Source organism: Actinobacillus indolicus (assembly GCF_004519515.1).
Lineage (GTDB): Bacteria > Pseudomonadota > Gammaproteobacteria > Enterobacterales > Pasteurellaceae > Glaesserella > Glaesserella indolica_A.
This window is the reverse complement of record NZ_CP038145.1, coordinates 143,051-168,185: the sequence shown is the minus strand read 5'-3', so window position 1 is coordinate 168,185 and position 25,135 is coordinate 143,051. Positions and strand designations below refer to the sequence as shown.

25 protein-coding genes and 1 tRNA gene are annotated in these 25,135 nt (G+C 38.5%); 13 read left to right on the top strand and 13 right to left on the bottom strand.

From position 1 onward, the window contains the following. Window positions 1-4: 4 nt before the first annotated feature. The 4 genes from ubiA to hflD form a co-directional block, all read right to left on the bottom strand. Complete coding sequence (gene ubiA, locus EXH44_RS00750; protein ID WP_162855874.1) at window positions 5-877, bottom strand: 4-hydroxybenzoate octaprenyltransferase; 873 nt, start codon at window positions 875-877, stop codon at window positions 5-7. A 2-nt stretch (window positions 878-879) separates the two neighbouring features. Beyond that, a complete protein-coding gene (locus EXH44_RS00745) occupies window positions 880-1,644 on the bottom strand; it encodes a DeoR/GlpR family transcriptional regulator (protein WP_162855873.1) in 765 nt (254 codons plus the stop codon). An 84-nt stretch (window positions 1,645-1,728) separates the two neighbouring features. Then, on the bottom strand, window positions 1,729-3,099 hold the full coding sequence (gene purB / locus EXH44_RS00740; protein ID WP_162855872.1) for an adenylosuccinate lyase: 1,371 nt from the start codon (window positions 3,097-3,099) through the stop codon (window positions 1,729-1,731). Between the two features lie 14 nt (window positions 3,100-3,113). Further along, complete coding sequence (gene hflD, locus EXH44_RS00735; protein ID WP_162855871.1) at window positions 3,114-3,743, bottom strand: high frequency lysogenization protein HflD; 630 nt, start codon at window positions 3,741-3,743, stop codon at window positions 3,114-3,116. A 147-nt stretch (window positions 3,744-3,890) separates the two neighbouring features. Here hflD and lon point away from each other — a divergent pair, with 147 nt between their 5' ends. Further along, window positions 3,891-6,296: an endopeptidase La gene (gene lon, locus EXH44_RS00730; RefSeq protein WP_162855870.1), complete on the top strand. Its 2,406-nt coding sequence runs from the start codon at window positions 3,891-3,893 to the stop codon at window positions 6,294-6,296. Between the two features lie 57 nt (window positions 6,297-6,353). Here lon and EXH44_RS00725 read toward each other — a convergent pair whose 3' ends face one another. From EXH44_RS00725 to znuC, 3 genes are all read right to left on the bottom strand, one after another. Continuing rightward, window positions 6,354-7,151, bottom strand: a complete 798-nt coding sequence (locus EXH44_RS00725) for a class II glutamine amidotransferase (RefSeq protein ID WP_162855869.1) — start codon at window positions 7,149-7,151, stop codon at window positions 6,354-6,356. 164 nt (window positions 7,152-7,315) lie between these two features. Next, window positions 7,316-8,101: a zinc ABC transporter permease subunit ZnuB gene (znuB, locus tag EXH44_RS00720; RefSeq protein WP_162855868.1), complete on the bottom strand. Its 786-nt coding sequence runs from the start codon at window positions 8,099-8,101 to the stop codon at window positions 7,316-7,318. A 9-nt stretch (window positions 8,102-8,110) separates the two neighbouring features. Further along, the gene (gene znuC, locus EXH44_RS00715; protein ID WP_162855867.1) at window positions 8,111-8,896 is read right to left on the bottom strand and encodes a zinc ABC transporter ATP-binding protein ZnuC; all 786 of its coding nucleotides are present in this window, start codon (window positions 8,894-8,896) and stop codon (window positions 8,111-8,113) included. 154 nt (window positions 8,897-9,050) lie between these two features. Between znuC and mepM the strand changes: the two genes are divergently transcribed. The 7 genes from mepM (at window position 9,051) to dapA (ending at window position 16,550) form a co-directional block, all read left to right on the top strand. Beyond that, entirely contained in the window at window positions 9,051-10,643 is a 1,593-nt protein-coding gene (mepM, locus tag EXH44_RS00710) for a murein DD-endopeptidase MepM (protein WP_162855866.1), read from the top strand. Window positions 10,644-10,658: 15 nt separating this feature from the next. Continuing rightward, window positions 10,659-11,348: a bifunctional protein-disulfide isomerase/oxidoreductase DsbC gene (gene dsbC, locus EXH44_RS00705; protein ID WP_162855865.1), complete on the top strand. Its 690-nt coding sequence runs from the start codon at window positions 10,659-10,661 to the stop codon at window positions 11,346-11,348. Between the two features lie 73 nt (window positions 11,349-11,421). Then, a complete protein-coding gene (recJ, locus tag EXH44_RS00700) occupies window positions 11,422-13,137 on the top strand; it encodes a single-stranded-DNA-specific exonuclease RecJ (protein ID WP_162857501.1) in 1,716 nt (571 codons plus the stop codon). Between the two features lie 133 nt (window positions 13,138-13,270). Then, window positions 13,271-14,119 carry an OmpA family protein gene (locus EXH44_RS00695; protein WP_162855864.1) on the top strand — a complete coding sequence of 283 codons (849 nt, stop codon included), beginning with the start codon at window positions 13,271-13,273 and terminating at the stop codon, window positions 14,117-14,119. Between the two features lie 83 nt (window positions 14,120-14,202). Next, entirely contained in the window at window positions 14,203-15,018 is an 816-nt protein-coding gene (locus EXH44_RS00690) for a pyridoxal phosphatase (protein WP_162855863.1), read from the top strand. Between the two features lie 11 nt (window positions 15,019-15,029). Next, window positions 15,030-15,545: a GNAT family N-acetyltransferase gene (locus EXH44_RS00685; protein ID WP_162855862.1), complete on the top strand. Its 516-nt coding sequence runs from the start codon at window positions 15,030-15,032 to the stop codon at window positions 15,543-15,545. Between the two features lie 117 nt (window positions 15,546-15,662). Further along, a complete protein-coding gene (gene dapA / locus EXH44_RS00680) occupies window positions 15,663-16,550 on the top strand; it encodes a 4-hydroxy-tetrahydrodipicolinate synthase (RefSeq protein ID WP_162855861.1) in 888 nt (295 codons plus the stop codon). Window positions 16,551-16,683: 133 nt separating this feature from the next. Here dapA and EXH44_RS00675 read toward each other — a convergent pair whose 3' ends face one another. The 3 genes from EXH44_RS00675 to dacB all read right to left on the bottom strand — a co-directional run bounded on the left by EXH44_RS00675 (window position 16,684) and on the right by dacB (window position 19,158). Further along, window positions 16,684-17,196, bottom strand: a complete 513-nt coding sequence (locus tag EXH44_RS00675) for an IS256 family transposase, variant Zn-binding type (RefSeq protein WP_244238733.1) — start codon at window positions 17,194-17,196, stop codon at window positions 16,684-16,686. A gap of 20 nt (window positions 17,197-17,216) precedes the next feature. Continuing rightward, window positions 17,217-17,612 carry an IS1/IS1595 family N-terminal zinc-binding domain-containing protein gene (locus EXH44_RS11160; RefSeq protein WP_244238732.1) on the bottom strand — a complete coding sequence of 132 codons (396 nt, stop codon included), beginning with the start codon at window positions 17,610-17,612 and terminating at the stop codon, window positions 17,217-17,219. A 106-nt stretch (window positions 17,613-17,718) separates the two neighbouring features. Continuing rightward, window positions 17,719-19,158 (bottom strand): serine-type D-Ala-D-Ala carboxypeptidase, encoded by a 1,440-nt coding sequence (dacB, locus tag EXH44_RS00670; RefSeq protein WP_162855860.1) that lies wholly within the window; start codon window positions 19,156-19,158, stop codon window positions 17,719-17,721. A 115-nt stretch (window positions 19,159-19,273) separates the two neighbouring features. Here dacB and greA point away from each other — a divergent pair, with 115 nt between their 5' ends. From greA to murQ, 3 genes are read left to right on the top strand one after another with little or no spacing between them, the layout of a single operon-like run. Continuing rightward, window positions 19,274-19,750, top strand: coding sequence for a transcription elongation factor GreA (gene greA, locus EXH44_RS00665; protein WP_135673363.1), 477 nt, complete (start codon window positions 19,274-19,276; stop codon window positions 19,748-19,750). A gap of 54 nt (window positions 19,751-19,804) precedes the next feature. Beyond that, the gene (locus EXH44_RS00660; protein ID WP_162855859.1) at window positions 19,805-20,920 is read left to right on the top strand and encodes an anhydro-N-acetylmuramic acid kinase; all 1,116 of its coding nucleotides are present in this window, start codon (window positions 19,805-19,807) and stop codon (window positions 20,918-20,920) included. Window positions 20,921-20,931: 11 nt separating this feature from the next. After that, window positions 20,932-21,849 carry an N-acetylmuramic acid 6-phosphate etherase gene (gene murQ / locus EXH44_RS00655; protein ID WP_162855858.1) on the top strand — a complete coding sequence of 306 codons (918 nt, stop codon included), beginning with the start codon at window positions 20,932-20,934 and terminating at the stop codon, window positions 21,847-21,849. Between the two features lie 28 nt (window positions 21,850-21,877). Here murQ and EXH44_RS00650 read toward each other — a convergent pair whose 3' ends face one another. Beyond that, window positions 21,878-22,501 (bottom strand): histidine phosphatase family protein, encoded by a 624-nt coding sequence (locus tag EXH44_RS00650; protein ID WP_162855857.1) that lies wholly within the window; start codon window positions 22,499-22,501, stop codon window positions 21,878-21,880. 61 nt (window positions 22,502-22,562) lie between these two features. Between EXH44_RS00650 and EXH44_RS00645 the strand changes: the two genes are divergently transcribed. Continuing rightward, window positions 22,563-23,177 carry a TIGR01621 family pseudouridine synthase gene (locus EXH44_RS00645; protein ID WP_162855856.1) on the top strand — a complete coding sequence of 205 codons (615 nt, stop codon included), beginning with the start codon at window positions 22,563-22,565 and terminating at the stop codon, window positions 23,175-23,177. A gap of 204 nt (window positions 23,178-23,381) precedes the next feature. Further along, the gene (locus EXH44_RS00640; protein ID WP_162855855.1) at window positions 23,382-24,029 is read left to right on the top strand and encodes an OmpW/AlkL family protein; all 648 of its coding nucleotides are present in this window, start codon (window positions 23,382-23,384) and stop codon (window positions 24,027-24,029) included. Between the two features lie 95 nt (window positions 24,030-24,124). Here EXH44_RS00640 and EXH44_RS00635 read toward each other — a convergent pair. Together EXH44_RS00635 and apaH are read right to left on the bottom strand one after the other, a co-directional pair. Beyond that, window positions 24,125-24,201 (bottom strand) — tRNA-Val (locus EXH44_RS00635). A 69-nt stretch (window positions 24,202-24,270) separates the two neighbouring features. Then, entirely contained in the window at window positions 24,271-25,089 is an 819-nt protein-coding gene (gene apaH / locus EXH44_RS00630) for a bis(5'-nucleosyl)-tetraphosphatase (symmetrical) ApaH (protein ID WP_162855854.1), read from the bottom strand. Window positions 25,090-25,135: the final 46 nt, after the last annotated feature.

The window sequence follows — 25,135 nt, the reverse complement described above, 5'->3', positions numbered from 1 at the left end:
AACACTAAGCAGTATAAATGCCGATTAAAATCGCAATGAAGATCCCCATGCCTACATAATGATTATTTAAAAAGGCTTTGAAACAAGCTTCTCGTTCACGTTGTTTGGTGAGTTTACATTGATAGATAAATAAGGTAGCAGTTAGCCCTAATGCAACGAAATAAGCGGTTGAATAATGGCTTATTTTTCCAAAAATCGTAAGTAGGATTAATGCGGTAGCTTGTAATAAGGCAATGATTTTATTGTCGTATTGAGCAAATAAAATTGCGGTTGATTTTACGCCGATTCGTAAATCATCATCTCTATCCACCATTGCATATTGGGTGTCGTAGGCAACCGTCCAAGCGAGATTAGCAAAAAAAAGTAACCAACACTCTAGGGGTAATGTTTCAGTTACTGCTCCGTATGCCATTGGAATTGACCAACCAAATGCCATTCCCAGTACAAATTGGGGTAAATGGGTGTAACGTTTCATAAAAGGATAAACGGTGGCTAAACCAACAGCAATCACAGATAAGCCGATAGTATAAAGGTTTAGCTGTAATACCAATAAAAAAGCAACCAAAATCAGTGTAACAAAGAGTATTTTGGCTTCTTTTGCCGTTGCTCTACCTGTGGCGAGTGGGCGTTGTGAAGTTCTTTGTACGTTACCGTCAATATGGCGATCGGCATAGTCGTTGATGACACAGCCTGCCGCACGCATGATAATCACGCCAAGAACAAAAATGATTAAAATAGGTAAAGGCGGAATGCCATCTGCCACCGCAAATAACGCCCATAAGGTCGGCCAAAGTAATAAAAAAGTACCGATTGGCTTATCTAAACGCATTAATTGCATATAAGCCAACCATTTGTCTTGACTAAAATGTGATTTCATTCTTATTTTTCGTTACAAATATGCACAGTAACATCACTGTGAATAAGATGGTTTTGCAATTCTATTGGTAATGGGCGATCGGTAAAGAGATAATTCACCTCTCTGACATCACCTAAACGCACAATCGCATTGCGAGTAAATTTAGAATGATCGGTAACAAGAACCACATTGCGGGCATTTCGCATTAACGCACGTTTAACTTGCACTTCGTGGTAATCATAATCCATCATTGAACCATCTGATTCTATCGCACTAATACCTAAAATGCAGTAATCTAAACGAAATTGATTGATGAAATTGACAGTTGCTTCACCAATAATACCACCATCGGGACGTAGTCCTCCGCCTGCAATCGTAATTTGAAAATCCTCTTTCTCTTTGAGGATATGGGCAGCATTTAAGTTATTGGTGACAATACGTAGGTCTTTGTGAGAGAGTAATGCAAAAGCAACCGCTTCAGGTGTTGTACCAATATCGATAAAGAGAGAAGAACCATTCGGAATCAGTCTAGCGACACGCTGACCAATATATTCCTTTTGCTCTGAAAAGAAATATTTTCTTTCAGTGTAGTCACTATTCTCACTATTCGAAGGAACTCCAGCACCACCGTGATGGCGGCGAATTAAATTATTTTCGGCAAGTTCATTCAGATCACGTCGGATCGTTTGAGAACTCACATTTAATTGTGCGACTAGCTCTTCCGTGCTGACATAACCTAATTGATTAACCAATTCGATAATTTTATTATGGCGAATGGACTGTTTCATTTTTATTCTCCCAATTCACATTTGCAAAATTTTTCCTAAAAGTGACCGCTTGTATTGATAAAGCAGTCACTTTTCAGCAAAACTTTACAGCTTTTCAACAAGTTCCACTGCATAGCCAATATAGCTTGCAGGGGTCATCTGTTTTAAGCGATCTTTCTCTGCTTGTGGCAATGCCAATCCATCAATAAATTGACGCATCGCCTCGCCATCTACACGTTTACCACGGGTTAGCTCTTTGAGTTTTTCATACGGCTTTTCAATACCATAACGGCGCATCACCGTTTGAATTGGCTCTGCTAACACTTCCCAGTTTTGATCTAACTCCTCTCGCAAATGTTGCTCATTCACTTCTAACTTACTGATCCCTTTTAGCGTAGAAGCATAAGCAATCAACGCATAACCTAAACCTACGCCTAAGTTACGCAATACGGTTGAGTCGGTTAAATCACGTTGCCAACGAGAAATCGGTAATTTTTGCCCTAAATGGTTCATTACCGCATTGGCTAAACCTAAGTTGCCTTCTGAATTTTCAAAGTCAATTGGATTGACTTTATGTGGCATTGTAGAAGAACCAATTTCACCTGCGATAGTACGTTGTTTAAAGTGATTTAATGCAATATAGCCCCACATATCACGGTCAAAGTCGATCACAATCGTATTGAAGCGAGCGACACAATCAAAAAATTCTGCAATGTAATCGTGCGGTTCAATTTGAGTGGTGTATGGGTTCCAAGTTACGCCTAAAGATTCTGTTACAAACTCTTGGCTGAAAGTGTGCCAATCTACATCAGGATAAGCAGATAAATGTGCATTGTAGTTACCTACTGCCCCATTGATTTTAGCTAAAATTTCTAAGTTTTCTAACTGCTTATATTGACGTTTTAAACGATACGCAACATTTGCCATTTCTTTACCAATTGTGGTTGGGCTGGCAGGCTGACCGTGCGTGCGAGAAAGAAGCGGAATATCTTTGTAGCGATTCGCAAGCTCTACGACCGCATCAATCACTTTTTTCCATTCAGGCAATAAAACTTCTTGACGAGCCGTTTTGAGCATCAAGGCATGAGAAGTATTATTGATATCTTCAGAAGTACAAGCAAAGTGAATAAATTCATTGATTTTTTGTAGTTCAGGCAAGGCTTCGCACTTCTCTTTTAAGAAATATTCAACGGCTTTAACATCGTGATTAGTGGTACGTTCAATCGTTTTAATACGCTCGGCATCTTCAATAGAGAAATTTTTAACGATCTGATCTAGGTAATCGTTTGCTTTTTCAGAAAAAGCAGGAACCTCGTTGATTTGTGCGTGAGAAGCCAGTTTTTGTAACCAACGAACTTCTACGGTAACACGAAATTTAAGCAAGCCAAATTCACTGAAAATCGGGCGAAGTGCGGCAGCTTTGTCTTGGTAGCGACCGTCAATCGGGGACAATGCAGTTAAAGCATTAAGTTGCATAGGGGTTTTCTCCGTTAGAGTTGTGAATATAAATATTGTGTTGCATTCAGAATTTTTTTGCGGGAAAAGAAAAATTGCCAACGACTTCCTCCCACTTGTTGCCATAAAATACCAGCGCGAATACCCGCCAGTAGCGATGCTCTTACTCGATTTTGAATATCAGGACGAGTGAGATAATTATGTACACCTAAAACATGAATTCGAGAACCTAGCGGGCTAATAATATCGCTATAAATACTCGCAATATTGGCAATCATTTGCTCATGTAAAATATCATTGTCATAAAGGGATAACTGACGTTCTAATTGTTGTAAGCGTTGAGCTAAATTTGCTTTTGCTTGGGGATTTTTATCAAGTTTTTGACTTAAAGCTAACACGCCAATCCAATAGCGACCAATTTCAGTATCCAATTTACCTTTTGCTCCACCAAACTGAGCTAATGCTGTTTCAAGCCCTTGTTTTAAATGAGATAAATTCCCTTGAAAAACATCCAGTGTTGAATCTGGTTGGGTAATAAATAAACTTTCTAAAGAATGTTTAAATGTATCACGATCAGCAATACCTTTATGTGCAAATTGTTGTACGAGGCTTGCAGATTGGCACACCCCTGCTAATGCGATAGAAATATCTTGATAATGCGTCATTTTTCTTTGAATTTATTGGCAAAATTTTACTGAAATATAGCATTTTTTCACTAAATGTTGAATGCTTTTATTTTATTACGTTTTCCACTTGTATTTCCAAAATCTACCCCCATAATGTGAGAATTCTATTTTTAGGAGAGCAATCCAATGGCAAGAAAAAAGAAATTAATTGAATTACCTCTATTACCACTACGAGATGTTGTCGTCTTTCCTTATATGGTAATGCCGTTATTTGTTGGACGTGAAAAATCAGTCCAAGCGTTACGTGCGGCGATGGATACCAACAAACAACTATTTTTAGTGACACAAAAAGATCCGAATAAAGAAGACCCAACTACTGAAGATATTTATGATGTTGGTGTTATGGCAAATATCATTCAAATGTTAAATCTTCCTGACGGCACCGTAAAAGTATTAGTCGAAGGTCAGGTGCGTGGCAAAATTGAGCATATTCAGGATGATGAAAATGGCTTTTGGGCTGGCGTTTCCCCAATGCCTTCTGATTATCAAGACGATAACGAAGAGTTAAAAGCGATTGCCAAAACTGCACTCAATGAGTTTGAAAATTACGTTAAAAGCAATAAAAAAGTCCCTGCAGAAATTTTACCAAAATTGCAAAAAATTACCTTTGAAGACCGCTTGGCAGATACGATGTCTGCAAATTTGATTGCTTCGGTAAAACAAAAACAGGCGTTGTTGGAAGAGCCTAATCTTATTGCTCGTTTTGAAGCCTTGTTGTTAGCGATGGCAACGGAAATGGACACAATGGAAACCGAAAGCCGTATCCGTAACCGTGTTAAACAGCAGATGGAAAAAAATCAGCGTGATTATTATCTGAATGAGCAAATTAAGGCAATTCGTAAAGAGCTGGGTGGCGAAGAAGAAGCGGAACAGAGTGAGTTAGATAAGCTCAAAGAAAAAATTGCCGAAGCAAAATTGCCAAAAGAAGTGCAAGAAAAGGTGGATAGCGAATTTAATAAGCTGAAAGCAATGCCACAAAGTTCTGCTGAAGCAACAGTTGTGCGTAGTTATATCGACTGGATTTTACAAATGCCGTGGCACAAGCGGTCTGTTGTGAAGAAAGATTTGCAAAAAGCTCAAGAAGTGCTGGATAAAGATCACTACGGATTAGAGCGTGTTAAAGAACGTATTTTGGAATACCTTGCGGTACAAAGCCGTTTGAACAAGCTCAAAGGCCCGATCCTTTGCTTAGTTGGACCACCGGGCGTGGGTAAAACGTCACTGGGTCAGTCGATTGCGAATGCAACAGGCAGAAAATATGTGCGTATGGCATTAGGTGGCGTACGTGATGAAGCGGAAATTCGTGGTCATCGCCGTACTTACATCGGTTCAATGCCAGGTCAGTTGATGATGAAAATGGCAAAAGTTGGCGTTAAAAACCCGCTTTTCTTACTCGATGAAATCGACAAAATGGCACAAGATATGCGTGGTGATCCTGCGTCTGCACTGCTTGAAGTGCTTGATCCTGAACAGAATAAAGCCTTTAACGATCACTATTTAGAAGTCGATTACGATCTGTCTGATGTGATGTTTGTGGCGACATCAAACTCAATGCACATTCCACCTGCATTGTTAGACCGTATGGAAGTTATTCGCCTTTCGGGTTATACGGAAGATGAAAAAATGCACATTGCTAAAGATCATTTGATTGCGAAACAGCAAGAGAATAACGGCTTGAAAGCTGGCGAACTTGTGATTGATGATAGTGCGATTTTGGGCATTATTCGTTACTACACCCGTGAAGCTGGGGTGCGTAGCCTTGAACGTGAGATTGCGAAAATTTGTCGTAAAGCGGTAAAAGCGTTAGTGATGGATAAGAAACTCAAATCGATCACCGTTAGCCAAGAAAACTTAAAAGATTACTTGGGCGTACAGCGTTTTGATTACGGCAAAATGGATAGCCAGAACCGTATCGGTGAAGTGACAGGTTTAGCGTGGACGGAAGTCGGCGGTGATTTATTGACGATTGAAACCGCTTCTGTGGCTGGTAAAGGGAAGTTCTCTTACACAGGTTCTCTTGGTGATGTGATGAAAGAGTCCATTCAAGCGGCAATGATGGTCGTGCGTGCAAGAGCTGAAAAATTAGGTATTGCGAGCGATTTCCACGAAAAACGTGATATTCATGTTCACGTTCCTGAAGGCGCAACGCCGAAAGATGGCCCAAGTGCAGGTATTGCAATGTGTACTGCGTTAGTCTCTAGCTTAACGGGCAATCCAGTGCGTGCAGATGTGGCAATGACCGGTGAAATTACCTTGCGTGGTAAAGTCTTGCCAATCGGTGGCTTAAAAGAGAAATTGTTAGCGGCACATCGTGGTGGCATTAAGACTGTGATTATTCCAAAAGAGAATGAAAAAGATTTGGAAGAAATCCCTGAAAATGCAAAACAAGCTCTAGCCATTCACGCGGTGGAAACCATTGATGAAGTGTTGGCAATTGCGTTACAAAATCCACCTGAAGGGATTGAGATTGTGCCTCAAGCCACTAATCCAATAAAAATTAAAAAATCAAAAGTCACAACTTCAGTGCAATAAAATAAATAAGGTCTAGCATTTTGCTAGACCTTATTCATATAAACACTGAAATATTCATTAGACATGTGGTTTACAGTCAGGTAATGTACCCTCGACTTCAAATAACACATCACCGTCTTTAAAAAAGACATAGCCACCATTTTTCATCTTTGTCCAATTCTCATTTTTGGTAAGTGGTTGAGTGGTAATAATGGTCACTTTGTCAGACTCCTTAGTGTATTCACGGAAGTCAATCATCACATCATCATCACGTAATGCCGTTCCAAATGGCGCTTTGCGACAGACGTAATGTAAATTCGTTGAGCAACGAGCAATCATCCAATGTCCGTTCGACATAATAAAGTTAAATACGCCATGAGTTGCAATTTCACTGGCAATTTCAATCACGGCATCAAAAATCTCTTTTTCACTTGGTTTTTGTGAAAAGCGTTTTTTTAAGCTTGCGGCAATGCAACAAAATGCGGCTTCTGAATCTGTGGTTCCGATAGGTTGATAATGACTATTTGGGCAAACTTTGACATCAACGGTCCCGTTGTGTGCAAAAACCCAGTTTTCGCCCCAAATTTCACGCATAAAGGGGTGGGTGTTTTCTAAATTAATATCGCCACGCGTCGCTTTGCGGATATGGGCGATAACATTAAAAGATTTAATTCGATATTGGCTAACAAGATCAGCCATTGGGGAAGAGGCTCCAGGGCGGTTATCTCGAAAAATACGCACGCCCTTTCCTTCAAAAAAAGCAATACCAAATCCATCTGTATGATGATCGGTTAAGCCCGCTCGCCGTCGAAAACCTTCAAAGGAGAAGGTAATATCCGTTGGTGTATTACAATTCATTCCTAATAATTGGCACATATACTACTTCTTATGTTTGTTGTCGTTAATCTAGATTTTTATATTCTCTTGAGAGAAAGATAAAAGGATGCCTGTCTAGCATCCTTTTATTTTGTCTAACAAGCGGTATGATTTAAGCGGAAATTTACAAAAAATTCAATAGGCTAAATCAGAATTTCTTGATCTTAATTAGATTCTTTTTTGAATAACGACATAAGGAATAAACTGCCTGCACAAATCACGACGGATGGGCCCGCTGGCGTATCTTTAAATGCAGAAAATAATAGTCCTCCAGTCACCGCAATAATGCTAAAGAAAATAGCATAGATGACCATCATTTCAGGGGTTTTAGCAAAACGTCTTGCGGTCGCAGATGGAATGATTAATAAGGAGGTAATGATTAACGCGCCAACAAATTTCATGGTAAGTGCGATAGTAAATGCGGTCAGTAGCATTAATAATAGGCGTAAACGGGCAATGTTTAGCCCTTCAATTTGGGCAAGTTCTGGACTGACGGTCATAGAGAGGAACTTTTTCCAGAAAAAAGCCAAAATAATTGCAATACAAGCCACGCCGATGGCAATAAAAAAGACATCATCTACATTAATGGCAAGTAAATCGCCAAAGAGATAGGACATTAAATCTACTCGGACATTGTCTAATAGGCTTATCGTAATAACACCAAGGGATAAGCTACAATGGGCAATGATACCCAGTAGGGTGTCAACGGAATGGTTTGAACGTTGTTCTAACCAGACTAAGCCTAATGCGAGCAGTAATGTCATGCCGATTACTGCAAAATAGGGATCGATTTCAAGAAAAAAGCCAAATGCAACACCAAGTAATGCCGAGTGAGAGAGTGTATCTCCAAAATACGCCATTTTTCGCCAGACGACAAAAGCCCCTAAAGGGGCGGTGATGAGCGATAATAAAATTCCAGCGATCCAAGCAGGAAATAGAATATCAAACATAAAACCTCGTTAGTGTTGTCCGTCACATTTGCAGACATTGCCATGTAAATCGTGATGATGATTGTGTTTGTGTGAATAAAAGGCGACATTTTTTGCAAATTGGTCACCAAAAAAGTGGATAAAGCTAGGATCAGACGAGATCATTTCAGGTGTTCCCTCACAACAAATATGTCGATTGATACAAAGCACCTCATCGGTATTTGCCATCACAATATTTAAATCATGGGAAACCATTAAAATCGCACAATTTAGCCATGACCTTGTTTTATTTAATAGTTGATAGAGTTCCGTTTGCCCTGTAATATCCACACCTTGCATGGGTTCATCTAAAACAAGTAATTGTGGGCGATCTAGTATTGCTCGTGCTAACAGTACACGTTGTAGCTCACCACCGGATAATTTTTGCATACTATTTTGGGCAAGATGGGTAATAGAAAAGAGAGTTAATGCTTCATCAATAAGACTTTTTGTACTATTAGGTTTGAGCGACAGAAATTTTTCTACCGTGATTGGAATCGAGTGATCAAGGTAGAGTTTTTGAGGAACATAACCAATTTTTAAATTTTTTTGGTGGATAACATTTCCTGAGGTTGGTTTTTGTAACTTCAGTAATACTTTTAATAAGGTGGATTTCCCTCCACCATTTGGCCCCACAATGGTCGTAATAGAATTGGGATAAAGACGTAAATGGATATGTTCTAATGCGGGAACTTCATTGTAATAGACATTAATATTGTCTAATTGAACGAGAGGTTCTTGCGAAGAAGGATGTTTCCGAATTTGCTTGATCTGCATAACAATAATAAAATTAAGGATATAAGTTATGCAAGGTAACGGATTTTTTTATCTTTGACAAGATAGAGATGAATTTTTCATGTTTCTTTCGGTCTATACGAAACTTGATATGATTTATAAGAAAGAAATATAAAAATAACTTAGGAAAAATATTTTGCAACACGTAATATTTGCGAGAGATCGTCGCCGAAAAAAGAATCGCTTTAAAGCCTTTATTTTTTTGTTAGCGTTATTATGCATTTTTATTGGCATTGTATTAACGTTAAAGAATCAAACGGCTGAATCGATAAATTCAGTACCTGTAAATGTTTCCACAGAACAGAATGTTGAGCCAGCTAAATCAGACATTGTGTTGAGTGAAAATCAACCATCGACAACTGAAAATAATTTAAGGAAAGAAGAGAGTCAAGAGTTGCCTGTAGATTCAAACTCGGCAGTTGCAAATCTTGCAGATGATATTGCTGGAGAGTTAACCTATATTGATATTGATGCAGCAAAATCAGAGGAAGAGGCACAATCATTAAATGAACCTGTTGATGAAAATGCGACCTCCTATGAAGATGAATTGACTGATATCGATGATGAAGTTGAGGCCATGGCGGGTACTGAGGCTAAGCCTGAAGATAAACTCCCAGAAGAAGCTGAAAATATTTTAGAAGATGTACTAGATGTCGCAGATCAAGCAATCCGTATCCAAAATCAATTTAGTTATACGGTAACACGTGGTGATAAATTGAAGGATGTCTTAGAGCAATCAGGACTAGGAAGTGCGACTGCAAAAGCACTAGAGAAAAAATTCCCACAATTAACGAATTTACAAGCCGGCCAGCAGTTCTATTGGATTTTGGATAATGAAGGTGAGCTAGAATATATGAACTGGCTTATCTCAGAAAAAGAAGAGAAAATTTTTGAACGTAAAGGCAAAAATCAATTTTCAGTACAAACGATTGAAAAACAAGGTACTTGGAAACAAGATGTGGTGAAAGGCTCGATTAAAGGTGATTTTACTTCAAGCTTAAAAGAAGTCGGGTTATCTCAACGTCAAATTAATCAGCTTGCGAGCGGATTGCAATGGCAAATTGCAACGAATAAGCTGAAAAAAGGTGACCGTTTTGCGATTTTAGTTAAGCGTGAATATATTAATGGTAAGGTCACAGATTTGGGGAATGTCGAAGCGATCCATATTATTAGTGGGAAAACGAGCTATTATGCGATTCAGGCTGATAATGGTCGTTATTATAGTCGCCATGGTGAAACCTTAGGTAAAGGCTTTTCTCGCCATCCATTACAATTTACTCCGAGAGTATCATCAGGATTTAACCCCCGTCGTCTGCATCCAGTGACACGCCGTGTTGCTCCGCATAAAGGTGTTGATTTTGCGGTACCAAGTGGTACACCTATTGTTGCTCCAGCTGATGGTGTTGTGGAGCATGTTGCTTACCAAGCCAATGGGGCTGGGCGCTATATTAAAGTTCGTCATGGCGGGCAATACACAACAGTATATATGCACTTAAGTAAGTCGTTGGTTAAAGTTGGACAAAGCGTTAAAAAAGGGGAGCGTATAGCGCTTTCAGGCAATACAGGTCGTTCAACAGGAGCGCATTTACATTATGAGTTCCACATTAATGGACGACCAGTGAATCCAATGACAGTAAAACTGCCAGGAACGGGTTCTGGAATGCCAGATAAAGAACGCAAAGAGTTCTTAGCAAAAGCAAGAAATATTGAATCAAAATTAAAATTGTAAATTGAGGACATTTAGATGCAATTTAAACAGAAACTTTTTACCCTTGGAGCATTATCTTTAGTGGCACTATCTTCAATGGCAAATGATAAGTTACAAGCCTTTTTAGAGAAAATTGGTGCAACAAATGTGAAAATTAGCGATTCTGTATTACCAGGGTTTAAAACAGCAATTTCTGATCAAGGAGTCGTACAAATTAGTAATGATGGTCGCTATGTTGTGCAAGGACAAATTTTTGAATTGAAAGACGGAAAAGTGGTAGATATTACAAACCGTGCGCTATTAGCAGAACTCAATGCATTAGAAAAAGAGATGATTGTTTATTCTGCGAAAAATGAAAAACATGTTGTAACCATTTTTATGGATATTACTTGCCATTATTGCCAAGTGTTACATTCAAAAATGAAAGAGTATAACGATTTAGGTATTACGGTTCGCTACTTAGCTTTCCCTCGTGGTGGTTTAAATACACAAACAGCAAAACAGATGGAAGCGATTTGGACTGCACAAGATCCAGTGTTTGCGTTAAATGAATCAGAAAAAGGCAATTTACCGAAAGAAGTGAAAACGCCAAATATTGTTAAGAAACATTATGAGTTAGGGATTAAATTTGGGGTAACAGGAACGCCAAATATTGTTACTCAAACAGGTGAGCTTATTCCTGGTTATATTGAGCCAAAAGAATTACTCAAAATGTTAAGTGAATAAAATTCGCAAGCGGTAGGATTTTGCAAATTTTTTGCAAGATCTGACCGCTTGTATTGCATTAAATATAAGAATCGTGAATAAATTAATCAAACGTCGTTTACCTCTGACAACAAATCATCTTTCAGATCATCCTTTACTTAATCGTATCTATCAGTCTCGAGGTATCACATCTCCTCAAGAGCTAGAGCTGAGTTTACAACGATTACACTCTCCAATGCTTCTCGCCAATATTGAGAAAGCGGTTGAGTTATTACAAACGATCTTAGAAAAACAAGGAAAGATTGTCGTTGTTGGGGATTTTGATGCTGATGGGGCAACTAGTACAGCATTAGCTATTTTAGCATTACGCCAATTTGGGTTTAAGTATGTCGATTATTTAATCCCTGATCGATTTTCTCAAGGTTATGGATTAAGCCCGAGTGTTGCTGAGATAGTGATTGCAAAAGGCGCAGATTTGGTATTGACCGTGGATAATGGGATTTCTTCCTTTGAGGGAATTACGTTATTGAAAAGTCATCATATTCAGGTTCTCGTGACAGATCACCATTTACCTGGAGATGAATTACCCAATGCGGATGCAATGGTAAATCCTAATTTATCAGACTGTGAATTTCCTTCAAAGTCTCTGGCAGGTGTCGGCGTGATTTTTTATGTCATGATGGCATTGAGAGCTGGATTAAGAAATGCCGGATATTTTAAAGAAAAAGAGCCGAATATTGCGGAATTATTGGACTTAGTTGCTTTAGGGACTGTGGCGGATGTCGTTCCTTTAGATCACAATAATCGTATTTTAGTGAATCAAGGTCTAAATCGTATCCGAGCAGGTTATTGTCGAGTTGGGATTCAAGCATTAGTCGAAATTTCTAAGCGAGAGTTAAGTACATTACAAGCCAGTGATCTTGGTTTTGCGATTGCACCACGATTAAATGCCGCAGGGCGTTTGGATAATATGGCACTAGGCGTTGAGTTGTTGATTTGTGATGATCTGAATCGCGCACGTCAAATTGCTTTAGAATTAGATTCATTAAATCAAACCCGTAAAGAATTTGAACAAGAGATGAAAACAGAAGCCTTGGCAATTTGTGCTAAATTACCGAAGTTAGCACAACAAGATCAGGCTCATGGGATTGTTTTGTATCAATCTGACTGGCATCAAGGGGTTATTGGGATTCTTGCATCACGTATTAAAGATCAATTTCACCGTCCTGTGATTGCGTTTGCTCAAGAAAGTGATGAGAGTGAATATCTAAAAGGTTCAGCGCGTTCTATTTCTGGACTTCATATGCGCGATCTTTTAGAGAGAATAGATAGCCAACATCCTGACTTGATTGTGAAATTTGGTGGACATGCCATGGCTGCAGGTCTTACCCTTCATAAATCAAACTTAAGCCATTTCCAGAAAGCGTTTGATGAAACTGTAGAAAATTTGGTTGAGCCAGAGCAGTTACAGGGCGTTATTTATACGGATGGTGAATTGGTTGCAAATGAACTTAATTTATCTACTGCAGAGCTATTAAAACAGGCAGGTCCTTGGGGACAACATTTTGCAGAACCCACATTTGAAGGTGATTTTAGAATATTGCAACAAAAACTATTGGCGGGAAAACATTTGAAAATGATGGTAGAAACGGAGCAAGGAATGTTGCTGGATGCTATTTGGTTTAATGTTGATTTACGTAACTACCCTGATTTTTCGATTAAAGTCGCTCGACTTGTTTATAAGTTAGATATAAATGAATTTAGAGGGAATCGGAATATTCAATTGTTAGTTGAACATTTATATGTGTGATTACTATCTAAATACTGGAATTAGCCAAATTTATATTGTATAATAAAAAAGCGTCTATGCTGGAAATGAAAGAAAGGCTACTTTATAGTCGCTTTAAGGTTTTTAAATAAATATTTTTAAGGAACATCCAAAAATGAAAAAAACGACTGTTTTTCGTGGATTATTATTATCAAGTGTTGCATTAGCAGTAGCAGCATGTGGTAACTTAAGTAATGTATCTGATGAAGGTACAACTGATAACCCAGTATTCCCAAAAATCTCTGAATCTGAATTCAATCACGATGGTTCACAATTTGGTTCATGGCCAAACTGGGAAAATGTTCGTCAAATTGAAAAAGGGATGAACAAAGATCAACTTTACTACTTAATTGGTCGCCCACATTTTGAAGAAGGCCTATATGGTGTTCGTGAATGGGATTATGCATTCAACTATCGTGAAAACGGCGTTCATAAAATTTGTCAATTCAAAATCTTATTTGATAAAAACATGAATGCGCAAAGCTTCTTCTGGTATCCGAACGGTTGTAACGGTAATGCGTCTTACAACTTAAGTGGTGACTTCTTATTCGATTTCGATAAAGATGTATTAACTGCTAAAGGTAAAGAAGTTGTTGATAATGTTGCTGCACAATTAAAATCTTCTGGTGCAGAAAAAGTGAAAGTGGCTGGTTATACAGACCGTTTAGGTTCAGAAGCATATAACTTAGACTTATCACAACGTCGTGCTAACATGGTTAAAGCTCGTTTAGCACAACAAGGCGTAACAGCACAAATCGAAGCTGTTGGTTATGGTAAAGCAAACCAAGTTAAAGCATGTGATGGCGAATCAGGTCAAGCATTACGTGATTGTTTACGTCCAAACCGTCGTGTAGAAATCACTGCTAACGGTGGTGTATTAAAACAAAGCGAAGGTGGTAACGTTGCAGGTCCTAACGGTCCAGCGCCACTTTACCAAACTCCAGCATACAACGGTAATAAATAATTTACTGATGTAATACGTATAGCGTAAAATAAAGGGACAATTCTAAGGGAATGTCCCTTTTTTATTTTATATGGAGTTTAAGAATGTCTTACCAAGCTATTGCGTTTGATCTTGATGGTACATTACTCTCTAGCCAAGCGACTATTTTGGCATCAAGCAAACAAGCGATTCAAAAAGCGAGAGAATTAGGATTAAAAGTGTTTATTGTCACAGGACGTCATCACACGGCAGTACGTCCATATTATGTTGAATTAGGTTTAGATACGCCAGTTGTATGCTGTAACGGCACTTACTTATATGATTTTCAACAAGATAAAGTGCTTGCCTCTAATCCTTTAACAAAACAACAAGCATTAGATTTAATTCAATCGGCTAAAGCGCTTAATATCCATACGGCAGTTTATACAAGGGATGCCATGACCTATGAAGTGCTTAACCCACATTTCACAAAATTGCTTAAATGGGTTGAAAGTTGTCCTGAATCTGTTCGTCCTGATGTTCATCAAGTCGAAAGTTTTCAAAAGCTTGTTGATGATGGCATCACGATTTGGAAAGTATTAATTAGCGATCCTGATTTAGCTAAAATGCAACAATTTGTCGGTAACCTTTCTTCCGAATTAAGTGCCGAATGGTCGTGGGTTGACCGTGTAGATATTACCCGAGTAGGAAATAGTAAAGGCGCTTGTCTTTCAGAGCTACTTAAACAAGAGAACATTGACCCAAATAATGTGATTGCTTTTGGTGATAATTTTAATGATATGAGTATGCTCAAATTGGTCGGCATGGGAATTGCTATGGGCGAGTCAGCACTAGATGTTCAACAAAGTGCAAAACGTGTTATTGGTTCTCATAACGAAGATAGTATTGCGACAACATTATCAGAATTACTTGGAGTTTAAGGATTATTTTCATGCAGATTCGTAAATCTATTCCTTCTGATTTTGAGACGATTTTAGCTATCTACAATCAAGCGATTCCAACACATCAAGTAACGGCGGATCTTTATTTAGCCACGACAGAAAGTCGAAAAGCGTGGTTTGAGTTTCACTTAGCCAGTGAAAAATATCCCCTTTGGACAGTAGAAGATGAAGAGGGGATTGCTGGCTGGTTTAGTTTCTCGCCTTTTTATGAGCGCCCAGCGTTTGTGCATACTTCAGAGATCAGTATTTACCTTGATCAAGGTGCAAAAGGCAAAGGCTACGGTTCGCAAATCATTCAATTTATGCAAGATTGTATGTTAGATCATGGCATCAATACGTTAATGGCTTATGTGTTTGAATTAAATCAAGTGAGTATGAATTTGATGAAAAAACATGGCTTTGAGTGTTGGGGGCGTTTTCCTAATATCGCAAATATGGGGAAAGATGATTCGGGAAATGACAAGTGGCGAACCCTTGTGATGATGTCTTTCCAAAAAGGCATTTAACAAGCGGTAGGATTTTATAAAAATTTTGCAAAATCAGTGGAAAATGCTTGCATATTTGAGCTGAATTTTGCAATCTATGAACGTGATTGACAAAATATAAATATACAGGAGCGAGTTATGTCAAAACCTCTTTTCTATGGCAGTATTGTTGCATTAATTACCCCCATGAAAAATGGTGAAATTGATTTTGATGGATTAAAAGATTTAGTGGAATTTCACATTAAATCAGGTACGCATGCGATTGTTTCAGTAGGTACAACAGGGGAGTGTAGCACACTCAGTATTGATGAGAATGTGAAGGTTATTAAGAAAACCGTAGAGTTCGCCGCTGGACGTATCCCTGTCATTGCTGGTACAGGCTCAAATGCAACAAGTGAAGCGATTGTGATGACCAAATTACTTGCGGATAGCGGTGTTGCAGGATGTTTAAGTGTGGTTCCTTACTACAATAAACCAACCCAAGAAGGTTTGTATCAACACTATAAAGCGATTGCAGAATCAACGGATTTACCACAAATTCTTTATAATGTACCAGGCCGTACAGGGACAGACTTAAAACCAGAAACCATTGCTCGTTTGGCGAAGATTCCAAATATTGTAGCTGTAAAAGAAGCGACAGGTGATGTGAGTCGAGTTGCAAAAATCAAAGAACTTGCAGGTGAAGATTTCATTTTCTTAAGTGGTGATGACGCAACAGGATTAGAGTCAATGAAACTTGGCGGTCAAGGTGTCATTTCTGTAACGAATAACCTCGCCGCAGCGGACATGGCAAAAATGTGCGATCTTGCATTAGCAGGTAAATTTGAAGAAGCTGAAGAGATCAACCAACGTTTAATGGATCTACATAAGAATCTATTCGTTGAAGGCAATCCAATCCCAGTAAAATGGGCAGCGCATAAAATGGGATTAATTAGTGATCCGTGCTTACGCTTGCCGTTAACTATTCTATCAGAGCAGTATCATCCAGTAATTACTGCTGCATTAGAAAAAGCGAAATTAATTTAGGTATAACGATTATCGGCATTGAGTTCTCTCAATGCCGATAAATTAAGGCATAGTAGACAAAATGGTTGCTAATTTCGTGAAAACACTATGCCTATATGACAAAGTGGTTGCTAATGAATATTTTTAATTATTCTTAGCAACTCTTTTTATTTAAAAAATCCTTTATAAACATAATCTTATGCCTTTTCGTTAATCCTGCATGATGCGATAATTTTTCCTTTAGTTGTCCAAATAAGTTTTCAAGTCTATTTGTCGTTTTTTCGATATTTAAATCGCCATACTTTTCATAGGTAAATAAATAATCCATATAACGTTTAAAACTATGATAAGCACTTCTTACATTCCGATGTTTATAAGGATAATAGCCCTTTTCATTCGGCTTATCTGACCGTTCTTCTAAAAATGCTTTATGTTTTAAATACCAATGATGTAATCGTAAATAGAAGTCTTTTTTAGAACTTTGCTTAAGTGTCAATGCAATAATTTTTAATTCTTTTCCTGCCATAGACTGATGCTTTTTTCGTAATGCTCTCATCACAATAGCTACCATATGAAAGTGGCACATTTGTGTCGGTGTATTCAATAAATCTTTCAATAAACCCCGTCTACCGTCACGGGTAATTGATTGAATTTTATAGCCTTTCATACGAAGTGAATTGAATGCTATTAAACATCTTTTTCCGTTTTGATGACACGATGGTAAACCACTTTTTTAGAAAGCGAATCTATCAAGACTAAAATACCAAATTCACGACCAAAGAAGGTGGTATCCGCAATAATATTCAAATAACGTGATAGTGGTGGATTTAATGCTGTTTTAGGGGCTTTTTCGAGATATCTTTGAATTGTTCTAATTGAACAATGATATTTTTCGGCAAGTTGTTTATAGGTTTGTTTTCCTATTGAATAATCATTCCAAATATTTATTGGATTTAATTTCTTTTTAAGGGTAAATGTTTTATTACAGGCATTGCATTTATAGCGTTGAATATTATTTCTTATACCATGTTTGCGAATGTCGCTACTGTGGCAAAAATGACATTTTTTGGGTTCATAATTCAAAAAAGTGGCTTAAAGCCCGTAATATAAGGCTTTAAGCCACTTTTTAGCAACCATTTTGTCTACTATGCCTTTATTTTGTAAAAAATAACTCAAAACGTACCGCTTGTTAGTCGTTATAAAGCCCCATAAAAAGCTGGTTTTCAAATTGATTCAATGGTGCTCGTTTGGTTTTACTCTCTAATTCACCCGTTGAATAGCCATTAATAAACTGCACAAAAGCGATGCGTTCACCACGGGCATTTGTCATAAATCCAGCCAGATTGTAAACGCCTTTCAATGAGCCTGTTTTGGCTATCACGTTTTTAGCTAAAGGCTCAACGGCGATAGAGCCACGCCCTGAAATCGTACCATCCACGCCTGCAATCGGGAAGGTTTCAAAGAGGTGTAAGGTTTCTTCATTTTTAGCGATAGCTTCTAAGGCTTGTAACATTGTTACCGCATTGACTAGATTATGTCGTGAAAGCCCTGAGCCATCTGCCACTACGCTATTCTCAAATTGAACACCTGCTTTGGTTTTTAATAAATTGCGAACAGTATGGCTCGCTAAAGGAAAGGTGGCAGGGCGATTGTGTTGCTGATAAGCAATGGTTCTAAATAGAGAATCAGCAATTTGGTTATCTGATTTTTTCATCATTTTTTTGAGCAAGTCAGCCAGTGGGGCAGAGAAGTGTTCGGCTAGTAGTGTGCCTGACTGCGCTTTATTTGAAACTTGAATATCACCCTCAAATTGAATCCCTGCACGTTTTAAATACATTTTAATTAAGTTTGCACCATAGCTTGTTGGATCTTGAACCGCAAAACTCAATCCAAAAGGTTTATCTTGGCGAGCTAAGCAACCTTTGATGTGATAGCGATTATTATCGTTTACCACGGCATCCAGTTCACAATAGCCTGCTTCAGCTTTATCAGCGACATAGGCGGAGCTAAACACTTGCACGGGATAAGCTGCTGGCACATCCACTTTGATAGGGCTTCCAACAGGTTGATTCGCATCTAAATTGGCATAAAAACAGTTTTGATCGATATTGACTGCCGCAGGTGGCGCACTAAAACAGATGCTTAAATCGTTCCAAACCCAACCCGCTGCTTTATCATGGCTAGTAAATACAGCGGTATCCATAATGAGATTACCATCAATACGGTTAATCCCTTGTTTCTTTAATTGGGAAATTAATTGGAATAACTGACCGCTTGTTAAATCAGGATCGCCTGTAAATTTAGCAATTAAATCCCCTTTTAATAGCCCATTTTCCACTTGACCACGAGAGAGTAAAGCTGTGCGAAATTTGAAATCTTCAGGAAGTGCAAGTTTAGTGGCTAATGCTGTAAAAACTTTTTGTGTACTGGCGGGGAGCATAAAATTATGGCTTTGGTATTCAGCAACAATTTGATCGGTCGTTAAATTTTTGGCAAGTACGCTGACAGTTGCACCTGCTGGTAATTGACTGACGAGTTGGGCAACATCGACTTGTGCATTGGCTACGCTCGATAGACAGAGAGAAGACAAGAGTACAATTTGAATCGGTTTATTAAAAAATGAAATCATAGTAGGTTGATATTTTTATAAAGAAAATGAATAATAGCTACTTTGAATTTATTATATACCGTTCTGCCAAAACAACCTTCTGTTTTGGCAGGAATTTTTTGTACAAGGATAAAGAATGCAACAAATTCCTATGACAGTTCGTGGTGCGGAATTACTTCGTGAAGAACTTGATTTTTTAAAGAATGTACGTCGTCCTGAAATTATTGATGCCATTGCAGAAGCACGTGAACACGGTGACTTAAAAGAAAATGCGGAATATCATGCAGCTCGTGAACAGCAAGGATTCTGCGAAGGTCGTATCAAAGAGATCGAAGGCAAATTAGGGAATGCACAAATTATTGATGTGACTAAAATGCCAAATACAGGCAAAGTCATTTTTGGTGCAACCGTGACTTTAGTTAATACCAATACTGATGAAGAAGTGACTTACCGAATTGTAGGTGATGATGAAGCGAATATTAAAGAAGGCTTAATCTCTGTTAATTCGCCGATTGCACGTGGTTTAGTCGGTAAAGAAGTGGATGATACTGTGAATATCAAAACGCCAGGTGGTAATGTCGAGTTTGATATTATTGAAGTTCAGTATGTTTAATTAATGCATTAAAAAGGGAAATCGTCAGTTTCCCTTTTTTTATAAGGAAATCTTATGTCTGCTCAATATTATATTGGTGTAATGTCTGGCACAAGCCTTGATGGCGTAGATTTGGCGCTCGTCGATTTTAACCAAACACCCAAATTGATTGCCGCCGACTTTACTCCAATGCCCGATACACTTCGTGTTGCCCTGTCGCAGTTAGTCAAAAAAGGGGAAACAAGCCTACAAACATTAGGCGAACTCGATCACCAATTAGCCTTGCTATATGCTAATAGTATTCAGCGGTTTTTAGCTAAACATCAACTCAATGCAGATGATATTGTGGCAGTGGGTTGTCACGGGCAAACCGTTTGGCATTCACCCAAAGGGCAGTACCCCTTCACAATGCAAATTGGCGATATGAATTTATTGGTTGCTAGAACAGGTATAACGACTGTCGGTGATTTTCGCCGTCGGGATATGGCTTTTGGCGGACAAGGCGCACCGCTTGTTCCTGCTTTTCATCAAGCAGTGTTTAGTTCCCCTGAACGCCTAACCGTTGTGCTAAATATCGGCGGGATCAGCAATATTTCTGTGCTTAATCCTAATCAGCAGACCATCGGCTATGATGTCGGGGCTGGCAACACCTTATTAGATATTTGGATCGAAAAACATCTAGGCAAGCGGTATGATGCGAATGGCGAATGGGCAAGAACAGGGAAAATTCATTCCGCTTTACTTTCGTTGTTGTTAAATGAACCCTTTTTCCAACTCCCACCGCCAAAAAGTACAGGGCGAGAGCTGTTTAATTTAGAATGGTTAGAAGATAAATTAACTCAGATTGAACCGCTTCCCGCTGAAGATGTGCAGGCAACGCTGGTTGAATTTACCGTGCAGAGCATTGTGCAAGCCTTACGGCAAATTGAAAATCCAAACGCTTATCCTTGTGTGTTATTGGTATGTGGCGGCGGAGCGAAAAATCCATTGATAATGGAACGGCTGCAAACTCATTTAGCAGACTGGCAAGTTTCCACCACAACGGAATATGGCTTAGATGTCGATTATGTGGAAGCAGCCGCCTTTGCGTGGCTTGCCTATCAACGACTACACAATTTACCTGCGAATTTACCTAGCGTCACAGGAGCGACACAAGCGGTCAGTTTAGGGGCAATTTTTCCCAATATATAAAAGGAGCAACAATGGCAGAACAAGATCTTTTAAAAACCTTAGGGCAATTGATTACTGAACAGCGTAATCCAAACAGTATGCAGATTGATACACTTTCTGCCTATAAAATTGTACAAATCATCAACAACGAAGATAAACAAGTGCCATTGGCAATTGAAAAAGTGTTGCCGCAGATAGCCCAAGCTGTTGAGAAAATTGTCGAAGCCTTTCAGCAAGGTGGACGGTTAGTCTATATCGGAGCGGGCACAAGTGGACGACTTGGCGTGCTAGATGCGTCGGAATGTCCGCCTACTTTTGGGGTATCGCCTGAAATGGTCAAAGGCATTATTGCAGGCGGAGAGCGAGCCTTGCGACACCCAATCGAAGGGGCGGAAGATAACAAAGAAGCGGGTAAACAGGATTTACAGGCGGTCGAATTTAGCCAAAAAGATGTCTTAGTCGGCATTGCAGCCAGTGGCAGAACGCCTTATGTGTTAGGCGCGTTAGCATATGCTAAACAGCTTGGTGCAACGACGGTGTCAATTGCCAGCAACCCTAATTCTGCAATGAGCCAAATCGCTGATATTGTGATTGATACCGTTGTTGGTGCAGAAGTATTGACGGGTTCTAGCCGAATGAAATCGGGAACGGCACAAAAATTAGTGTTAAATATGCTTACCACGGCAAGTATGATCTTAATCGGTAAATGCTATCAAAATTTGATGGTAGATGTGCAAGCAAGTAATCAAAAACTTGTTGCGCGAGCCATTCGGATTGTAATGCAAGCAACGGAATGTTCTCGTGAAGTTGCGGAAAGTACATTAGCCTTAGCAGAGAATAATGCGAAATTGGCGATTATGATGATCTTGGCGGATCTAGGTAGAGAAAGAGCAGAGCAGTTGTTGGTACAAAATCAAGGTAAACTTCAACAAGCGTTAATGCAATCTTAAAGCAATAAGGGGCAAAGCCCCTTATTCTTTAGTCTAAATGTTCCACATCATTAAATTTAATTAATTCAATTTTGCCGTTTTCTACTTTGGCAATACTGATTGCTGTATTAAAAATAAAACTGTGATGTTCAGGATCTCGGAAATCATGCCAGTGAATTCCTTTTAATACGGCGGTTAAGAGTGTCAATGTCATACCGTGAGAAACAATTAATACATTTTCTCCGTCTTTGTGGCGTGCGATGATCTGCTCCAATGCTTTGGTGACACGTTGATACAGTTGTTCGTAAGTTTCGCCTTGATTTTCAATCGCTAGGTAAAGTTTTGGCTGTGTTTTCAATAAAATATATTCAGGGTGATCGACTAAATCAGCGGATTTTTGTCCTTCCCATAAACCAAAACTAAATTCATTAAAACCACGGTGATGAAAATGAGGAATATCACGATCGCCAATAATATAATCTGCCGTATCTTGAGCACGTTTCATTAAGCTTGAATAACAAGCCGAAAAAGGAATATGTGCAAGCGCTTCTCCCGTTTTTTTCGCTCCCAGAATGCCTTCTTCAACTAATGGGGAATCTCCAACGCCTTGTAAACGTCCTTCTAAGTTCCATTCAGTTCGTCCGTGACGAATTAAATAAAGATGTAATGCCATTTGCTTTCCTTTTTGATCAATAATCAGTTATGCTTTCATTTTATTTGGAGTATAACAAAAAATGACGACCTTTACCCTTTGTTATCAACATTCTGATTTTGTCATTATTGATAAACCCGCAGGAATAAGTGTGCATAAAGATGATGAAGCTGTTGGCTTAACTCAACAAGTTGCTAAGCAACTGGGTGTAGCGCAAGTTTGGCTTGTTCATCGCTTGGATAAAGAGACATCGGGCCTGCTTATTCTGGCGTTAAATAAAGAGACAGCGGGTAGATTTTATGATTTATTTGCAAATCATCAAATTCAAAAGACCTATTGGGCATTGTCTAACTATAAACCTAAAAAGAAGCAGGGAAAAATTGTGGGGGATATGCAAAAAAGTCGTAATGGATGTTGGAAATTATGTCATTCAAAAGAGAACCCTGCGATTACCCATTTTAGTTCTCAAGCGATTTCACCGAATTTACGTTTGTTTGAATTAAAACCTAAAACAGGTAAAACACATCAATTACGTGTTGCGATGAAAAGTTTAGGAAGCCCTATTTTAGGGGATAAACGTTATGGTGGCGATGAATCCGATAGGCTCTATTTACATGCTTATCAATTAACGTTTTGCTATTTAGGACAAACGATTCAAGTCTCGGTAATGCCTTCGGGGGAGTGTTGGCATATATAGAAAAAATGGATTAATTTTGAATGCTTTTGTTTTGGATCAAATTTCAAAAAATAAAAAAAATCCATTTTCAAAAAAGTTTCAAAAAGTATTTCAATTTTTTGATTTTTATCAAATAGATTTTACGTTCTCATTTTTACAATAATTCTCGTTTTGTAACAGAAACATTACTTTATGTGTTTAACGATAACAAATGAGGGATTATTGATGAAAAAATCAGTTTTAGCAGTAGTTTTAGGAAGTGTTTTAGTATCAGGTGCTGTAACTGCACATGAAGCAGGAAGTGCACTGTTACGTGTTGGTGGAGTGTTTGTTGAAGCAAACTCATCATCAAAAGGAGTTACCTCGCCAGAAGTCAAACTTGATGTAAGAAATAATGCACAGTTAGGCTTAACTGCGACTTATATGTTAACCGATAACCTAGGTGTTGAATTATTGGGAGCAACGCCTTTCAAACATAAAATTAGAGCAACTGTACCTGCGGCAGGGCTTAATTTAGGTAATGTAGCAACAGTTAAACATCTTCCGCCAAGTTTATATTTACAATATTATTTTTTAGATAAAGATGCAGGATCACGCCCTTATATTGGTGCGGGTTTAAACTATACTCGTTTCTTCAGTGCTAAATCTACACATTCAGCAGTGACAAATTTACAGGTGAAAAAACATTCTTTTGGTCCTGTATTAAATGCGGGTATTGATATTAAATTGACAGATAAAGTGTCATTAAATGCTGCTATGTGGTACACCAAAATTAAAACTACCGCAAAATTTGAAGCCTTAGGCTTAAATCACGAAGTTAAAATTAAATTAGATCCATTTGTCTATTTTGCTGGTGTAACTTATAAATTCTAGGAATAACATTGCCCTATTAGTTAAATGAATTAATAGGGTAATTATTATATTTTTGACATGAAAAATCCCCTGTCAGTAGACAGGGGATTAAAATATGGTGCGACTAGCTGGACTCGAACCAGTGACCCCCACCATGTCAAGGTGGTGCTCTAACCAACTGAGCTATAGTCGCATAAAAACGAGATGAATTTTAGAGAAAAATCTTAAATGGCGCAATAGCTAAAACATCAAATGCTTGTTTTTAATCCAATTTTAAACGTTTTTGGGTAAAAATTTGCTTATCTTCCCAACGTAGCATGGTTAAATGATTTCCCCAAACACAGCCAGTATCTAAAGCATAAATGTTTTTGGGTGTTTCATAGCCAATTAAACTTGCCCAATGTCCAAAAATAATGGATTGTGTTTTAAAGAGTGGGTTTTCTAATTCAAACCAAGGTTTTAACTCTGTAGGAGCATCTTCCGCAGGTAGTTTACAGTCAAAATCAAGGCGATTATCGGCGTAGCAAAAACGCATACGAGTAAAAACATTAAGGGTATATCGCCAACGTTCGATACCTTGTAAATGATTATCCCACCGATCTGGCGTATTAGCATACATTTGGGATAGCAATTCTATATAGTTCTCACTTTGTAAAATGGCTTCCACTTCTTTAGCACAATGGAATGTCGTTTCTAAATCCCATTCGGGGCTGATGCCAGCATGAACTAAGATGAATTTATGTATCGGGTGTTGGGCAACAAGCGGTCGGTTTCGTAGCCAATTTTGCAGATCGTCGCGATCTTTCGCTTGAAATATTCCATCGACTTTATCTTTAGGTTTGACTGATTTTATACCTTGAAGCGTTGCCAATAAGTGTAAATCATGATTGCCTAATACGACAGTCGCCTTGTCACCAAGTAATTTAACATATCGAAGACAAGAGAAAGAATCATCGCCACGAGCAACCAAATCACCCGTTAGCCAAAGTTCGTCTTGGCTTGGGTCGAAATTCGCTTGTTTGAGCAGTAATTGAAATTCTTCGAAACAGCCGTGTAAATCACCAATGATATAAGTTGCCATCGCTTCTCCAGATAAATATAGAATAACAAGCGGTAAGTTTTTCACA

Bases quoted from the DNA above. Each gene is read 5' to 3' on its own strand.
- EXH44_RS00685 (WP_162855862.1), top strand. From the start codon at position 15,030: ATGCAGATTCGTAAATCTATTCCTTCTGATTTTGAGACGATTTTAGCT.
- EXH44_RS00645 (WP_162855856.1), top strand. From the start codon at position 22,563: ATGACGACCTTTACCCTTTGTTATCAACATTCTGATTTTGTCATTATT.
- purB (WP_162855872.1), bottom strand. From the start codon at position 3,099: ATGCAACTTAATGCTTTAACTGCATTGTCCCCGATTGACGGTCGCTAC.
- dsbC (WP_162855865.1), top strand. From the start codon at position 10,659: ATGCAATTTAAACAGAAACTTTTTACCCTTGGAGCATTATCTTTAGTG.
- EXH44_RS00660 (WP_162855859.1), top strand. From the start codon at position 19,805: ATGTCTGCTCAATATTATATTGGTGTAATGTCTGGCACAAGCCTTGAT.
- EXH44_RS00745 (WP_162855873.1), bottom strand. From the start codon at position 1,644: ATGAAACAGTCCATTCGCCATAATAAAATTATCGAATTGGTTAATCAA.
- znuB (WP_162855868.1), bottom strand. From the start codon at position 8,101: ATGTTTGATATTCTATTTCCTGCTTGGATCGCTGGAATTTTATTATCG.
- EXH44_RS00695 (WP_162855864.1), top strand. From the start codon at position 13,271: ATGAAAAAAACGACTGTTTTTCGTGGATTATTATTATCAAGTGTTGCA.
- EXH44_RS00640 (WP_162855855.1), top strand. From the start codon at position 23,382: ATGAAAAAATCAGTTTTAGCAGTAGTTTTAGGAAGTGTTTTAGTATCA.
- apaH (WP_162855854.1), bottom strand. From the start codon at position 25,089: ATGGCAACTTATATCATTGGTGATTTACACGGCTGTTTCGAAGAATTT.
- EXH44_RS00725 (WP_162855869.1), bottom strand. From the start codon at position 7,151: ATGTGCCAATTATTAGGAATGAATTGTAATACACCAACGGATATTACC.
- znuC (WP_162855867.1), bottom strand. From the start codon at position 8,896: ATGCAGATCAAGCAAATTCGGAAACATCCTTCTTCGCAAGAACCTCTC.
- hflD (WP_162855871.1), bottom strand. From the start codon at position 3,743: ATGACGCATTATCAAGATATTTCTATCGCATTAGCAGGGGTGTGCCAA.
- EXH44_RS00690 (WP_162855863.1), top strand. From the start codon at position 14,203: ATGTCTTACCAAGCTATTGCGTTTGATCTTGATGGTACATTACTCTCT.
- greA (WP_135673363.1), top strand. From the start codon at position 19,274: ATGCAACAAATTCCTATGACAGTTCGTGGTGCGGAATTACTTCGTGAA.
- dacB (WP_162855860.1), bottom strand. From the start codon at position 19,158: ATGATTTCATTTTTTAATAAACCGATTCAAATTGTACTCTTGTCTTCT.
- EXH44_RS00650 (WP_162855857.1), bottom strand. From the start codon at position 22,501: ATGGCATTACATCTTTATTTAATTCGTCACGGACGAACTGAATGGAAC.
- dapA (WP_162855861.1), top strand. From the start codon at position 15,663: ATGTCAAAACCTCTTTTCTATGGCAGTATTGTTGCATTAATTACCCCC.
- ubiA (WP_162855874.1), bottom strand. From the start codon at position 877: ATGAAATCACATTTTAGTCAAGACAAATGGTTGGCTTATATGCAATTA.
- EXH44_RS00675 (WP_244238733.1), bottom strand. From the start codon at position 17,196: ATGAAAGGCTATAAAATTCAATCAATTACCCGTGACGGTAGACGGGGT.
- murQ (WP_162855858.1), top strand. From the start codon at position 20,932: ATGGCAGAACAAGATCTTTTAAAAACCTTAGGGCAATTGATTACTGAA.
- lon (WP_162855870.1), top strand. From the start codon at position 3,891: ATGGCAAGAAAAAAGAAATTAATTGAATTACCTCTATTACCACTACGA.